This window comes from Serratia sp. JKS296 (assembly GCF_900215445.1).
Lineage (GTDB): Bacteria > Pseudomonadota > Gammaproteobacteria > Enterobacterales > Enterobacteriaceae > Serratia > Serratia marcescens.
On sequence record NZ_OCMX01000001.1, the window covers coordinates 1,768,768 to 1,782,699 of the forward strand.

The 13,932-nt window shown below is 55.5% G+C and carries 13 protein-coding genes, 2 tRNA genes and 1 pseudogene; 8 read left to right on the forward strand and 8 right to left on the reverse strand.

Annotation, left to right across the window (positions count from 1 at the left end):
• The first annotated feature begins 8 nt into the window (after positions 1-8).
• The 3 genes from CRO23_RS08355 (at position 9) to gap (ending at position 2,934) form a co-directional block, all read left to right on the forward strand.
• Positions 9-743, forward strand: coding sequence for an SDR family NAD(P)-dependent oxidoreductase (locus CRO23_RS08355; RefSeq protein ID WP_079449896.1), 735 nt, complete (start codon positions 9-11; stop codon positions 741-743).
• Positions 744-870: 127 nt separating this feature from the next.
• Positions 871-1,845: a GlxA family transcriptional regulator gene (locus tag CRO23_RS08360; RefSeq protein ID WP_028128346.1), complete on the forward strand. Its 975-nt coding sequence runs from the start codon at positions 871-873 to the stop codon at positions 1,843-1,845.
• Positions 1,846-1,923: 78 nt separating this feature from the next.
• The gene (gene gap / locus CRO23_RS08365; RefSeq protein WP_016927129.1) at positions 1,924-2,934 is read left to right on the forward strand and encodes a type I glyceraldehyde-3-phosphate dehydrogenase; all 1,011 of its coding nucleotides are present in this window, start codon (positions 1,924-1,926) and stop codon (positions 2,932-2,934) included.
• Positions 2,935-2,988: 54 nt separating this feature from the next.
• Here the strand turns inward: gap and CRO23_RS08370 are convergent.
• Positions 2,989-3,064: transfer RNA gene (locus CRO23_RS08370), tRNA-Asn, on the reverse strand.
• A 99-nt stretch (positions 3,065-3,163) separates the two neighbouring features.
• Entirely contained in the window at positions 3,164-3,964 is an 801-nt protein-coding gene (gene mtfA / locus CRO23_RS08375) for a DgsA anti-repressor MtfA (RefSeq protein WP_097101736.1), read from the reverse strand.
• A 92-nt stretch (positions 3,965-4,056) separates the two neighbouring features.
• Here mtfA and CRO23_RS08380 point away from each other — a divergent pair.
• Positions 4,057-4,146 (forward strand) — tRNA-Ser (locus tag CRO23_RS08380).
• Positions 4,147-4,286: 140 nt separating this feature from the next.
• Here the strand turns inward: CRO23_RS08380 and CRO23_RS08385 are convergent.
• The 6 genes and pseudogenes from CRO23_RS08385 to CRO23_RS08410 form a co-directional block, all read right to left on the reverse strand.
• On the reverse strand, positions 4,287-5,117 hold the full coding sequence (locus CRO23_RS08385; protein ID WP_016927131.1) for a DUF4942 domain-containing protein: 831 nt from the start codon (positions 5,115-5,117) through the stop codon (positions 4,287-4,289).
• A 98-nt stretch (positions 5,118-5,215) separates the two neighbouring features.
• Positions 5,216-5,545, reverse strand: a complete 330-nt coding sequence (locus tag CRO23_RS08390; RefSeq protein ID WP_097101738.1) for a DUF5983 family protein — start codon at positions 5,543-5,545, stop codon at positions 5,216-5,218.
• Positions 5,542-5,909: pseudogene (locus tag CRO23_RS08395) on the reverse strand (TA system toxin CbtA family protein). The gene CRO23_RS08390 and the pseudogene CRO23_RS08395 overlap by 4 nt, the downstream one beginning before the upstream one ends.
• A 59-nt stretch (positions 5,910-5,968) precedes the next feature.
• On the reverse strand, positions 5,969-6,280 hold the full coding sequence (locus CRO23_RS08400) for a type IV toxin-antitoxin system YeeU family antitoxin (protein WP_071525926.1): 312 nt from the start codon (positions 6,278-6,280) through the stop codon (positions 5,969-5,971).
• Between the two features lie 54 nt (positions 6,281-6,334).
• Complete coding sequence (gene radC / locus CRO23_RS08405) at positions 6,335-6,814, reverse strand: RadC family protein (protein WP_028128145.1); 480 nt, start codon at positions 6,812-6,814, stop codon at positions 6,335-6,337.
• Positions 6,815-6,841: 27 nt separating this feature from the next.
• Entirely contained in the window at positions 6,842-7,237 is a 396-nt protein-coding gene (locus CRO23_RS08410; protein ID WP_016927136.1) for an antirestriction protein, read from the reverse strand.
• A 113-nt stretch (positions 7,238-7,350) separates the two neighbouring features.
• Between CRO23_RS08410 and CRO23_RS08415 the strand changes: the two genes are divergently transcribed.
• The 4 genes from CRO23_RS08415 to CRO23_RS08430 all read left to right on the forward strand — a co-directional run bounded on the left by CRO23_RS08415 (position 7,351) and on the right by CRO23_RS08430 (position 13,932).
• Complete coding sequence (locus CRO23_RS08415; protein ID WP_097101740.1) at positions 7,351-7,920, forward strand: GNAT family N-acetyltransferase; 570 nt, start codon at positions 7,351-7,353, stop codon at positions 7,918-7,920.
• A gap of 442 nt (positions 7,921-8,362) precedes the next feature.
• Positions 8,363-11,482, forward strand: coding sequence for a type I polyketide synthase (locus CRO23_RS08420; RefSeq protein ID WP_097101741.1), 3,120 nt, complete (start codon positions 8,363-8,365; stop codon positions 11,480-11,482).
• On the forward strand, positions 11,475-12,641 hold the full coding sequence (locus CRO23_RS08425; protein WP_016927141.1) for a MupA/Atu3671 family FMN-dependent luciferase-like monooxygenase: 1,167 nt from the start codon (positions 11,475-11,477) through the stop codon (positions 12,639-12,641). The genes CRO23_RS08420 and CRO23_RS08425 overlap by 8 nt, the downstream gene beginning before the upstream one ends.
• A 1-nt stretch (position 12,642) precedes the next feature.
• On the forward strand, positions 12,643-13,932 hold the full coding sequence (locus CRO23_RS08430) for an amino acid adenylation protein (RefSeq protein ID WP_097101743.1): 1,290 nt from the start codon (positions 12,643-12,645) through the stop codon (positions 13,930-13,932).

Sequence of the window (13,932 nt, forward strand, 5' to 3'; positions counted from 1 at the left end):
GGAGTGGCATGTCACGCATTTTCATTACCGGCTCGGTCGACGGGCTGGGCCGCGCCGCCGCGCAAACGCTGTTGGACGAAGGGCATCAGGTGATCCTGCATGCGCGTGAGCCTGGCCGTTTGGCCGCGGTGCGCGATTTGCTGGATCGGGGCGCGCAGGCGGCGATCGGCGATCTGTCCGATGTGCAGCAGATCCGGCAGCTTGCCGAGCAGGTCAATCGCCTCGGCCGCCCGGACGCGGTGATCCACAATGCCGGCATGTTTACCGGGCCGCAGGTGATGCCGGTGAACGTCATGGCGCCCTACCTGCTGACGGCCCTGATCGAACGCCCCAAGCGTGTCGTCTACCTGAGCAGCAGCATGCATTTTGACGGCGTGGCGGAACTGAACGGCGTGGATTGGCTTGGCGGCGCTGGCGGTTCTTATTCGGACAGCAAGCTGTTCGTCACCGCGCTGGCCGCCGCCGTGGCGCGCCTGTGGCCTGACGTGATCAGCAGCGCGGTCGATCCCGGTTGGGTGCCGACCAAAATGGGCGGCGCGGACGCGCCCGACGATCTGGCGCTGGGGCATGTGACGCAGGCGTGGTTGGTGACCAGCGATGAACCGCAGGCCCTGGCGTCCGGCGGCTATTGGCACCACCAGCAGCGGCTTGAACCTCACGCGGCGGTGCACGATGAGGCGTTTCAAACGGCGCTGTTGGCGCAATTGGCGCGCGCCGGCGGGGCGCACCTGCCGCAGGCTTGATGGCCGTTCCTTCCTGGCCCGCCGGTGATTATCGGCGGGCTTTTTTTATGCCCGCAGGGTGAACCGACGGGGCTTTTCTTATACAGTGGTCGCCTGGCCTGTTTTGATTGTTATTTATATTATCGCCATGCACTCATTCCTGATTATCGTCCCTGAAGGGGGCATGCTGTTCGAAGCGGCGGGCATCGCCGATATCCTGATGCAGGCTAATCGCCTGAGCCCTGCCGAGACGCCGCTGTATCAGATCGCGGTCGCCACCACGCAATCTCACCGGGTGGTGCACGGCCTGTCCGGGCTGAGCCTGTTGGCCGATCATCGCCTGGCGGATCTCGATCCGGCCCAGCCGCGCGATACCGTGATCGTCGCCGGCAAGGGGGCGACCGAAGAAGAGGGCGCCCTGGTCGCCGATTGGCTGCGTCGCGCGGCGCCGCAGGCGCGCCGTATCGCTTCGGTTTGCGGCGGGGCTCTGCTGCTGGCCGAAGCTGGGTTGCTGGACGGGCGGCGGGCGACCACCCACTGGCGGCTGGCGGAGACGCTGCAGGCGCGCTTCCCGCGAGTGCAGGTCGAAAACGGCCCAATCTACGTGCAGGACGGGCCGATCTGGACCTCCGGCGGCGTCAGCTCCGGCTTCGATCTGACGCTGGCGCTGGTGGAGGATGATTACGGCTTCGTGCAGGCGCGCGAAGTGGCGCAGGATCTGGTGATGTTTCTGCGTCGCCCCGGCGGGCAGGCGCAGTTCAGCCGCTATCCGCTCAACCAGGCCAAATCGCCGGGGCCGATCCGTGACCTGCAATCCTGGATCCTGGAAAACCTCGCCGACGATCTCAGCGTCGATCGGTTGGCCGAGCGCGTGGCGATGAGCCCGCGCAACTTTACCCGGGTGTTCACCCGCGAGACGGGCATTTCTCCCGCCAAATTCGTCGAAGAGGGGCGGTTGCATACCGCCAGGCAGCGCCTCGAACAGAGCGCGGAAGGCATCGAGCAGATTGCCTTAGCCACCGGCTTCGGCAACGGCCTTAACCTGCGGCGGGTGTTTGAACGCAAACTGCAATTGACCCCGAGCGAATACCGCGAGCGCTTTCATGCGCGCAATTTGGCGTAAATTGATTGGTAAACGTCATTTACGCCGTTTCTGGTCGGCGCTAGATTTTAGGCAAAGCCCAAAAACGAGGAGTGCATCATGGTGAGAGTAGGCATTAACGGCTTCGGCAGGATCGGGCGCAACGTGCTGCGCGCGGCGCTGGGGCGCAGCGATTTTGAAGTGGTGGCGATCAACGATCTGACGGACAGCAAGACGCTGGCGCACCTGCTGAAATACGACACGCTTTCCGGCACGCTGGCGGCCAGGGTGGAAGCCGGCGACAACCAGCTGCTGCTGGACGGCCGGCCGATTCAGGTGTTTTCGCAGCGCGATCCCGCCGAGATCCCCTGGCGCAGCGCGGGCGTTGACGTGGTGATCGAAGCGACGGGCTTCTTTACCGACAAGGCCAAGGCGGAAGTGCACATCACGCACGGCGGCGCCAAGCGGGTGATTATCTCGGCGCCGGCCAAGAATGACGACATTACGCTGGTGATGGGGGTTAACGATCACCTCTACGATCCGGCTCTGCATAAGGTGGTCAGCAACGGCAGCTGCACCACCAACGGGCTGGCGCCCGCCGCGCAGGTATTGCATCAGGCGTTCGGCATCGAATACGGGTTGATGAATACCACGCATGCCTATACCAACAGCCAGGCGCTGCACGATCAGCCGGAAAAAGATCTGCGCGGCGCGCGGGCGGCGGCGGAATCGATCGTGCCTTACTCCAGCGGCGCGGCCAAGGCGCTCGGCAAGGTGATCCCCGAACTGGACGGCCGCCTGACCGGTTATTCGCTGCGGGTGCCGGTGCCGGTGGTTTCCATCGTCGATCTGACGGTGACGCTGAAACGCCCGGCGACGGTGGAGGAGATCAACGCCGCTTTCCGCGCGGCGGCGGCGTCCGGCCCGCTGAAAGGGATCCTGGGGTACAGCGATGAACCGCTGGTGTCGAGCGACTATCGGGGCGATGCGCGTTCGTCGATCATCGACGGCCTGTCCACGCTGGTGATCGGCGGCAACCTGGTGAAAGTGCTCGCCTGGTATGACAACGAGTGGGGCTTCTCCAACCGCTTGGTCGATCTGGCGCTGCTGATGGAACAACGCGGGCTGTAAACGCCCAACAGCAAAAAGCCCGCTTAAGTTTCCTTAAGCGGGCTTCTCTAAATATGGCTCCTCTGACTGGACTCGAACCAGTGACATACGGATTAACAGTCCGCCGTTCTACCGACTGAACTACAGAGGAATCGTGTGAACGGGGCGCATGATATCCAGCGGCCCCGGGTGTGTCAACGCTAAATTGCCCCGGGCGGTGCGACTGCTCGGTATCTGAGCAATAAGCTCGTCAATCCGCCCATTGCGCGTCGTTTTCCGCCTGGCCGCGCAGCAGGCGCGCCAGCGGATCCTGGCGGTAGAAGCGGCAAAAGTGCTGATACAGCGCCGGGAAGCGTTCGGCCAGCAGTTCGGGAGCGCTGAAGAAATACTCCGACAGCACGGCGAAGCACTCGGCCGCATCGGTGGCGGCGTAGGCATCCATGCTGGCGGCCTCTTCGCCGACCATGTCGATCTCGTCCTGCAGGCTTTCCATCGCGGCGTGCAGATCATGTTCCCAGGCGGCCACCTCGCGCAGCGGGATCGGCGGCACGCCGGTGGCGACGCCGCCGTTGCGCATATCCAGCTTGTGCACCGCTTCGTGGATCACCAGATTGAAACCGGAAAGGTCGAAAGAGTCCTGCACGTCTTGCCAGTTGAGCACGATCGGCCCCTGTTCCCAGCTTTGGCCCGACTGCACCACCGGCCCCGAGTGCACCAGACCGATCTCGTCCTGCCATTCGTCTTCCACCACGAACGGGGTGGGGTAGAGCAGAATTTCGTTGAAGCCGTCGAGACACTCCGCGCCGAGTTCCAGCACCGGCAAGGCGAACAGCAGGGCGATGCGCGCCTGCATTTGCGAGGTGAGCTGCAGCCCCTGCAGCGGCACGATGCGCTTTTGCTGCAAGATCTGCCCGGCGACGGCCACCAGCCGCTGCCGCTCCTGCTCATTCAGCGGCGAGAACAGCGGGATCGCCAGCGCGTCCTGCCACTGGGCCTCGATGTCTGCCTGGGGTTGAGAGGGTTGAGTCGCTTTCCACGGCCATTTAATCATCAGGTTGCTCGTAAAGTCGTCACTTGAACGTTCAGCGGTATGCTAATGCTGTAAAAATGCCGCAAAAGCGGGCATGATAGCAAGCGTTGTCAGGAGAGATGCCGGAGCGGCTGAACGGACCAGTCTCGAAAACTGGAGTAGGGGCAACTCTACCGGGGGTTCAAATCCCCCTCTCTCCGCCACTAAATTTCATTATATCATTGAGTTAAATAGTTTTTTATCATTTCACTATCTTCCGGTATGCCAATCAGTATGCCATTCATGACTAGCTTGCTTTGATTCCTTCTGGACTCTATTAGACAACTTTCTGCAGAACACGTTATCACTTAGCCAGCATATTCGGGTAGTGCTTTGCGACTATGTCATTCAATTTGTGAACTAAGTCGTAGCGTTTGAAAGTGATATGCGCGGTCCCTTTCTGGAAGTACCTTATCGTAAACATCTCATCCTCGTAGCTAGTGCTGTTCCTTTGCGCGTGAATGTGATCGCCGAGACGGCGAGTGACATCTTCGCGATTGTCCGGGATCGGTTTGCTATCAAGCAACATCAGCATGCGTTCAAGATCTGTCAGCCGGTCACGTTGCCAGCCCCAGTTCAGACCAAACCCCCATCTGTCGTGTTTTACGACGCCCTCCACAATGATTTTCTTACCAAACTTACAAGGCGAGTTCGATTTGTAATTCCAGCTCAGATTTTTGAAAACGTTAATCGCCCCACGTTCAAATACCTCCTCTTTGCTCTGATGGAGTTGTTCAAACGTACTGAGGATGTTGCTTTCGTTGATGGCGGGGATATTTTCTTTTTCCAAGCCGTTGTGCCATTCAGCGCAAGCCTGTGCATCCATCAGGCTCAGCATTCCCGATTTATTCATGAGGTCTCTCCATATATCGCGATCAATACTGCGGGTAATGGCTTTCATGGCGGTTTCCGGCTTTTCTGTAAAGCAATAATCGTAGCGATGCCCCGGCCGCATCCCCCAGTCTTTGGCGATGCCACCACCGATGCTGTTGGTCAGCGTTGAGATAGCATCAAGCCGGTGGATTAACGTTTCAATTTGCGCCAGCGCGGTATTTCGACCAGTGACGATACGTTCAATGCTGGTGGAGCAAATCACCGCTGTGTAGTCAGTTAATACTTCAGGTTCAGTCTGCATATTTTCTACTCCATAATGAAAACACCCGCCGGTTTAAGGGCGGGTGCTATGTTGTGGTAGCTGTCATTGTGTTCGGGTCAGGGAGCATGCCGGGGCATTCACCAGTCAAAGGTCTCAATCCCCGACAGGATATCGCCTGCCGCATCGAGATTCAGAAGAGCGATAGGGTGATGATTCATCAGCGTAACAACCAGCCGACGGCAGGCTTTTGACACTCCTAGCCGTTTAAGATGAAGTACCGGATGTCGCCAGGCATTGAGCCTAATCAGGTACCCCGCTCCGGTAAAATGGAGCCACTCACCGTGGCCATACTCTTCCTGTTGGTGTGATGCGTGATACAGCAGAGAGTTATCGCCGTCGGTGATGTGGGCGGTACTGCACTGGATACCCGTGAGCAGCGCGCCGATGGGGAGAGTGTCGCAGTTCATGAGCGCTTGCCTCCCTGGATGGCACGTGTGACCTCCCGGTAACCTGCTCGCGTCATCAGGCCGCAGGCCCGGCGGGCACGTAGAATATCTATGGCGTTCACGAGGGGCAATTGCGCCTGACCGGTGAAGCCCCGGCGGTCAATGCGTACCAGATCAAACTTTTCCACCATGGCATTCAGCGCATCCGTGAGGGAGATATCGTCACCGATATGGGCCTGTATTACGGATCGTCGCTGAATGCGGTGTCGTTGAGCATCAGGCCGTAGTGCTGCGCCAGCAGGTAGGCGAGCAAGGATTGCCAGACAGTTATGGGGGACGGGCACGACGAAGCCGCCCGAGTGGATGATACGGGTACTGTTCGCATAAGGCGTATCTCTTTTGTTGGATAGTAAAATGATGTGAGACTAAAAATACGGGAGAGTTTTACCTGAGTGTTTCAGGTGTCGGATAAATCGAAATGTAGACGTAGCCGTATGAGCCGAGGCTGTCTGCTTCACAGGTCAGGCCATGGCAATACAGCGTGACACAGTGCTGATGGCGCGGATTGAGCTCACCAGATAGCAGCATCAATTCCAGATGCTTGATAAATTGCGGAAAAGCATTCTCCAAGTCACGGCGCTGGGCGTCGCTGAAAATTCCGCCGATGTCAGCGTGGTCGGCCAGAAAATGCAGTCGTTCCCCCTCCTGTACCAGACGGGCGCCAAACTGCGGCGTGACGTTGCGTTTTAGTCCCAGGCGGGAACATTATGGGGTGATGGCATGTAGTACCTCCTAATTGAGTCGGATAAATCATAAGAGCCCGTGTTCGGCGAACGAGTACACCGTCAGACCGCCGACAATGCAGTGGTCCAGCACCCGGACGTCAATCAGCGCCAGCGCGTCCTGTATCCGTTGGGTGATAAGTTTGTCTGCCTCGCTGGGGTCGGCATGGCCTGAGGGATGGCAGTGCGCCACGATGACCGCGGCGGCGTTATGCTTCAGTGCACCCTTCACGATTTCACGCGGATGCACCTGGGTGCTGGCGATGCTGCCGCTAAACAAGGTCTCATGCGCCAGCAGGCGATGCTGGTTATCGAGATAGAGCACCATAAAGACTTCGCGCTCCAGCCGGGCCATCTGCAGGCGCAGCCAGTCGCGTACCATGAACGGGGCAGTGAAGGGCTCACCCGGTTTGCGTAAATGCTGCTCCAGCAACGCCAGAGCACGTTGAATGGTGCGTTGGGTGGGTAACGGCAGACCGGCGGTTGTCGGGGGTAAGGTGATATTCATCATGATGGGGTGTCGTTGTCTGAAAGGTTAGTCGATGATGCGCATAATGGCGTTGCTTTCGGGATGGATGAGGGCGTAATCCCGCAGGCGATAGTAGTGTTCGGTCATGGCGTCGCATTCGGTGCGGCAGGCGTGATGGCTGTAAGTGATGAGGCAAGCAATGATACCGGCGGCCTCATGTCCCACCGTTGCGCTATTGCCGTTGAGTGCGTTAAAGAGCGTGTACTCGCCTTCGGCAGACGGGATAATGAATGCTCCCCCGTTACTGAGGGTGTAAAACTTCCAATAATCTCCGTGATAGTCCTTACACAAGAGGTTGAGCCAGGAAAATATCGGTGACTCGAGATGTAGCCATTGCGGAATGTCACCAAAGTGCTGTAGCCAAAATGACAGGCGATCTTCGTCGTTAACGAGATTCACCATCAAACAGCATAACTCGGTCTATAGCAACGGGGTCCTGTTTCGCTGATTGCCCGAAAAGCAGGTATGATAGCAAGCTCGAAAGATGAACAAGTCCGATGCCCAAGGAGGTGCGAATGACTGACATTGACTGTCTCAGCGGCTTTCACGTGCGTGTATCCATGGTCGACAACCAGCTTTGCCGCTTCGAACTTAATTTTAACAAAAAATTTGAGGTAATAATGAATATTGAAATCAAACCTGTTATAGACCCGTCAAATGACAAACGTGTTATTTTGTTAATTGAACAATTAAACGCAGCTCTTAATCACATAACAGGAAATGATGGTTCGAAGAATGCCGATTTAGCAGATTTTTCCCAAGAAAGTGCACTGTTTCTACTGGCGTTGAGAAACGGAGAGGCCGTTGCATGTGGCGGTTTTCGTCCTTTGAGTTCTACAACTTGTGAACTCAAAAGGATGTTTGCAATGGAAAAGAAATCCGGACTAGGACTAAGAATTCTGCAAGAGTTAGAATCCGCGGCTAAAAGTTATGGTTATCAGCGTATCTGTCTCGAAACCAGAAGGATTAATCATGTTGCGGTAAACTTTTATTTGAATAACGGTTATCAGGTTATTGAAAATTATGGGGTTTATGTTGGCCGCTCTGAAGCTGTATGTTTCGGCAAGATGTTGGGTTTTTATTGAAAATAAGAAGTTCTTATTCCATAGCTCATTGTCATAAAATCCTCTTATGAAATTAGGTAAGGGTAAAAAATCTATGCTATCCGATTGATTTTTTTGTATTTTAACCTCACTGGTAATTTTTTGTTTTTTATCTCAACAATTGCCATTAGCATTTTATTCTTTCTCGGGACTAAAAGTTAGTGAGGTGGCAAAATAATGATAAGGATTTTGGTTTTTTATGTGAAAGCAATGCCAGTCTAAAGGGTGATTTGATTTTTGTGAATTTTTCATGTCAATGGTATTGACACTTCATTACAAAGATATATAGTAAAAAAACTAAAGTTAATTATTAAATAATAATACATAAAATATAATTTTATCTTATAAGTAGTAATTTATTGCCAGGAATAAACGTGGTGCCTTTTCGGTAGGCGCTTTTCAATGTTTTTTCTGGTAAATAAAAATGAATATAGCCATCGTTGCAATGCAAGGGGTTTTCCCAGGCGCCGAAGACGTCGATTTGTTATGGAAAAATATTAAGTCTGGCATTGTTTCAATTCATGAGTTTCCAGCAACCACTGAAGAAAAACCGGGGCAAAATTGGATCCATCGTCGTCCACTTCTCGAAAATCCTCAATTTTTTGACGCCGAATTTTTCGGGTTAAGTGCAATAGAGGCCGAAGCTCTCGACCCGCAGCTTCGGTTGTTGATGGCGCAATCTTGGCTGGCATTGGAACAGGCTGGCGGATGCCATGAAGATCAGCGCTTGCGCACGGGTATTTTCGCCGGTGTACGCCACTCCCGCTATTTCGAAGAACATTTACAGCACAACCCCCGTCATTTAGCCGCTTTTGGCCCGGACTATTTGCAAATGATGAACCGCAAAGACAGTGCGGCTACGCTTATTGCCTATCGTCTGGGCTTGGGTGGCCCGGCCATTAGTGTCAATACGGCCTGCTCGACGTCGCTGCTTGCCGTTCATCTTGCCTGTAACAGTCTTCTGACCTGGGAATGCGACGTTGCGCTGGCGGGCGGGGCCGCAATACCGGCTTTTAGCGCTGAGTCTCAGTTAGCCATCCCCGGTGGATTCTTATCACCGGATGGCCTGTGTCGCCCATTTTCAGTGGATGCTAATGGCACGATCGACGGTGCCGGTATTGCCATTGTTGCTCTCAAGCGCCTTGAGGATGCGCTTCGAGATGGTAATGCTATCCACGGAGTGATCCTCGGCAGTGCTGTTAACAACGACGGTAATGACAAAGTCGGGTATTCCGCTCCCAGTGTCAGCGGGCAAGCTCGCGTTATTGCCGATGCGCTGGCTGTTGCGAATGTCAGCGTAGACGATATCGGTTATATAGAAACTCATGGTACCGGCACTCAGTTGGGTGATTCTATTGAAATTCGTGCGCTGACTCAGGCCTGGATGCAGCATACTGGGCGTATTGGTTTCTGTGCGCTGGGATCTATCAAGGCCAATATCGGCCATCTTGGTACCGCCGCCGGGGTCACCGGGCTGATCAAGGCATGTTGTGCAGTACGTGATGGGATTATTCCCCCACAGCCGCATTGTGAAACTCCTCACCCAGCATTGAAATTAACAGAGTCACCGTTTCGTATTGCACAACAGGAAGAGTCCTGGCAATCCGACCGCATGCCGCGTCTGGCCGCTGTCAGCAGTTTTGGTATTGGCGGCACCAATGTCCATTTGATCTTGCAACAACCGCCAGAACAGACCTCTCAGCCTGTAACCCTCGCGCAGCCGTCGCTGTTACTGCTGTCAGCTAAAAGTCAGGCTGCTCTGGAACACCAGCGGCAAAATCTAGCGGCGAAGCTGGCGTCACACACGGATGCTGATTTAGCGGGTCTGGCAACCACGCTGGCCTTAAGCCGTAGCCACTTTACCTGGCGCATGGCAATCACGGCAGAAAAGGTCGATCAGGCGGCCAAAAAGTTACTGGCGGCGGATATCAGTACAAAGGTTATCAGGGACGACTGCAGGGTGGCCTTCCTGTTCCCTGGACAAGGTTCTCAATACCCACAAATGACGCTGGCGCTTTATCATCAACGGGCGGATTACCGTGACTGGCTGGATCAGGCGGCACGCTGTCTGCATCGCCATCTTGACGTTGACCTGCTGACACTGCTGGAGTCGGATGCAAACACGTTAATGTCCACAGAGTATGCGCAACCGGCCTTGTTTGCGACCGGGTGGGCGCTGGCACAATGGTGGCGTCAGCATGGGGTTGAGCCGGAGATATTACTCGGCCACAGCATTGGCGAGTGGGTCGCCGCCTGTGTGTCGGGGGTATTTTCCCTTGATGATGCCATGCGTCTGGTGTGCCTGCGGGGACGTCTGATGCAGGCCGCATGCCCCGGACGCATGATGTCGGTGTCGCAAAGTGCCACTATCCTGAAGACTCTGCTACCGCCTGGGCTGGAAATTGCCGTCATCAACCAGCATAACACCTGTGTGGTGGGCGGCGATGCTACGCTGCTTGAGGAGCTGGAAAAGGTTCTATTGCAACAGGAAGTCGCCTGCCGTTATTTGCAGACTTCACATGCATTCCACACGGCCTCCATGACGCCTGCGGCACAAGAGTTTCTTCAGTCCGTGGCTGCCACACCCCGTAATGCGCCCCTCATTCCGATTGTTTCGAATGTCACCGGCCAGATATTGACCACTGAAATGGCGTTGTCCGCGCATTATTGGGCGGATCACATCCGTGAACCGGTGCAGTTTGCGGCGGGGCTGGAATGTATTGCTTCGCAGGGAGTGGACGTCTTGCTGGAGTGCGGACCGGGCAACGCGTTGTCATCACTGACCCGCGGCGTCTTGCCTGACGCCGTGACGATCAGCAGTCAGCCACATGCCTCCCGTGCAGAACATTCAACTGCCGCGCTGCTGCAGGCCGCGGGGGAACTGTGGACCCAAGGTGTAGCGTTAGATTATGGGGCACTAATGACCACTCCTCTGGATCTTCAGCGGTATAGCCTGCCGGGCTACGGATTTAACCGTAGCAATTACTGGGCAGAACCTCATCCTATCGCTGATACCACCGCCATCAGTCAGTTGTTAGCCTCTCGCGGTGCGACACTGAGTCTTGATGGTAAGGAATATCGCAGCCAGCAAGAGATTCAGGCCTTTTTTAGCCAATTAATGGTAATGGCACCACCTGTCGATTCTCATACCTCAACCCCTGTCAGGAACCTCACGATGAAACAACCCGATGCCACCAGTCCTGCTCTGGAGAGTGATATTCAGACGCAAGTCACCGTTATCTGGCAGGAAGTACTGGCTCTGCCTTCTATCAAGCCTGATGAGAATTTTTTCGATCTCGGTGGCAACTCGTTATGGGCTTTGCAGATTGTAAGCAAGATTAACGCCAACTTTGGCTGCGAGATCCATCTCTCCGAATTGCTCCATGCCGCCACGATAGCAGATCTCTCCGCGCTTATTGAACAACGTCTATTCAACAGTGTGGATGATGCAGAGTTGAACATGCTGCTCGGCGAGTTGGGTAACCTTTCCGAAAGCGAACTGCTGGCATTGTTGCAGGAAGGGCAAGGGGCAACTGATGAATGAATTCCTCAAAGAAAAGTTGGCGGGGCTGACGCCTCAGCAAAGGGAGCAACTGCGTCAGCGTAGCACGCAAAGAGCACAGAAACCGTTGCCCGAGACCACCGGCACACTAGATTTCAGTTTGTTTTTTTTCTCGGCCAGTGATGAAGATGGCGCGGCCAATAAATATGACATGTTGTTCCGCTGTGCCGAATTTGGAGACCGCAACGGGATTAAAGCTATCTGGTTGCCGGAGCGGCATTTCACCGCGTTTGGTGGTCTGTATCCCAACCCTTCAGTGCTGGCCGCGGCACTGGCCGTGCATACAGAAAATCTGGAACTGCGGGCGGGCAGTGTCGTGGTGCCTCTGCACAATCCGGTGCGGATTGTCGAGGAGTGGTCGGTCGTTGATAACCTCTCCAATGGGCGAGTTGCTTTGGCACTAGCCAGCGGATGGCACAAAGGAGATTTTGCCTTACGCCCTGAAGCCTGGCATGACCGTCGTGAGCGGGTGGCCAGAGGAATGGAACAAATGCAACGTCTGTGGAGAGGGGAAGAGGTCACCGTGCCGGGTGTTGACGGGGAAAAAGTTAAGGTCCGCACCTGGCCACGCCCGGTACAGCCCGCGCTGCGCTACTGGCTGACCTGCAGTTCACCGGAGGGCTGGGTTCGGGCCGGAGAGCAAGGTTGCAACGTGCTTTGTATGCTGGGCAATTCTCTCAGCATGCTGGAAGAGAACATTATGCGTTATCGCCAGGCCAGAGAAAAAGCAGGCCTTGAGCCGCAAGAGGGAACCATCAGCGTGATGTTGCATACCTATCTGGACAACGACATCCACCGGGCTAAGTCACTGGTTCGTGAGCCCATGTTGCGTTATCTGGAGGGATATATCCGCCAATACGATGGTCTGGTGGATGCGGATATCAGCCAAAGTGTGAATGCCAACAAAGAGCAGTTCCTCGAATTTGCTTTCGAGCGTTATTTCGAGCAGGCCGCGCTCTTTGGCCCGGTAGAAAAATGCCGCCGGCTCACCCACACCTTGAGTGCCATGGGAGTCAATGAGATCGCCTGCCTGATTGATTTTGGCGTCAGTGTCGAAGATACGCTGGCGAGTCTGGCCCTTTTGCGTGAGCTTGCTCCCACTCATTCCTGCCCGGTAGGGCAAGAGCCTAAGGTAAACTGATATGTCTGATGTGAATCCATCCTTGTCTGCCCTGAGCCCAGAATTGAAAAATAAGCTGCTGGCTCAATTATCCCGACGCGCTAAAACTGCCAATGAAGTCCAAGAGGTGCTGGAAAATCAACCTGCGCCTTGGCTGACCCTGGATCAGCGGCCATTACTGACGCTTTTTGCTGCCGGAGAAGAGCCGCCGGTCGATGCGGTGTCTATTACATGCCTGAACGATCGTGTGGTGGGTAACGGTTTTAGTTTGCGGGATATTACCCACGGTATTTGCGGTGATTTACCCCTGCTTAGCAATATCCGTCAGCTTCCTGAAGGACGGATCGCTACGCTGACGTTGCCGCGCACCTACGGGCAAATATATTCTCAAAGTGGGGATATCGTCCGGCTGGTTGAGCAAAGCCTGAACATTGCCCATTCGCTGGGCGCGCGCGCCGTTTCACTCACGGGTCTGATCCCATCGGCCACCCGCTATGGTCAGGATATCCGCCATCGCCCTGACCAACCTCTGATCACTACGGGGCATGCGACCACCACATCGGCTGTGGTGCTGTCATTGCAAAAACTGCTACAGGTTGCCGGTCGCAATCTGACCGATGAGGATCTGAGTTTCATTGGACTAGGGTCTGTAGGCACTGCGGCACTTACGCTGATGTTGAAGGTATTGCCCCATCCGCGCAGCCTGACGTTGTGCGATCTTTACTCCCGCCGTGAAGCTCTTGATGCGCTGATGCGGCATCTGCGTGAAGATCTGGGCTATGAAGGCAAACTCAGGTTTGTTCCCTCGGGGCGAGTTTGCCCGGATGAAATTTATGAGGCGACGACATTGGTTGGGGCAACTAATGTCCCTGACGTTGTGGATGTCTCGCGGCTGCGCCCGGGTACGCTGGTCGTGGACGATTCGGACCCTCATTGCTTCGATGCATCCAGGGCGATTGAGCGCCTGGAAACGCAGGGCGATATTCTGTTCACCGAAGGCGGAGCGCTGCGCGCACCAGCGGAAATCCGGCACCGCATTTATGTGCCAAAGGCGCTGGAGTGGGCACTGCAATACCCGGCAGACGATGACAATGCCCATCATATCACCGGCTGTATTCTTTCCAGCCTGCTCTCCGGTAAGTTTGATTACCCGGCGACCTTGGGGATGGTAGAGCCGCAACATGCCGTGACGCACTATCAGGCGCTGGTGGAAAGAGGGTATCAGGCTGCCAACCTTCACTGTGGCCCCTGGCGTGTACCGGCTTCGGCGATCGCCGCATTCCGCCGCCAGTTTAGCGCGGGGGAGATTTAA

Coding starts and splice junctions, on each gene's coding strand:
- CRO23_RS08420 (WP_097101741.1), top strand. CDS start 8,363: ATGAATATAGCCATCGTTGCAATGCAAGGGGTTTTCCCAGGCGCCGAA.
- CRO23_RS08385 (WP_016927131.1), bottom strand. CDS start 5,117: ATGCAGACTGAACCTGAAGTATTAACTGACTACACAGCGGTGATTTGC.
- CRO23_RS08415 (WP_097101740.1), top strand. CDS start 7,351: ATGACTGACATTGACTGTCTCAGCGGCTTTCACGTGCGTGTATCCATG.
- gap (WP_016927129.1), top strand. CDS start 1,924: ATGGTGAGAGTAGGCATTAACGGCTTCGGCAGGATCGGGCGCAACGTG.
- mtfA (WP_097101736.1), bottom strand. CDS start 3,964: ATGATTAAATGGCCGTGGAAAGCGACTCAACCCTCTCAACCCCAGGCA.
- CRO23_RS08355 (WP_079449896.1), top strand. CDS start 9: ATGTCACGCATTTTCATTACCGGCTCGGTCGACGGGCTGGGCCGCGCC.
- radC (WP_028128145.1), bottom strand. CDS start 6,814: ATGAATATCACCTTACCCCCGACAACCGCCGGTCTGCCGTTACCCACC.
- CRO23_RS08410 (WP_016927136.1), bottom strand. CDS start 7,237: ATGGTGAATCTCGTTAACGACGAAGATCGCCTGTCATTTTGGCTACAG.
- CRO23_RS08390 (WP_097101738.1), bottom strand. CDS start 5,545: ATGAACTGCGACACTCTCCCCATCGGCGCGCTGCTCACGGGTATCCAG.
- CRO23_RS08430 (WP_097101743.1), top strand. CDS start 12,643: ATGTCTGATGTGAATCCATCCTTGTCTGCCCTGAGCCCAGAATTGAAA.
- CRO23_RS08425 (WP_016927141.1), top strand. CDS start 11,475: ATGAATGAATTCCTCAAAGAAAAGTTGGCGGGGCTGACGCCTCAGCAA.
- CRO23_RS08360 (WP_028128346.1), top strand. CDS start 871: ATGCACTCATTCCTGATTATCGTCCCTGAAGGGGGCATGCTGTTCGAA.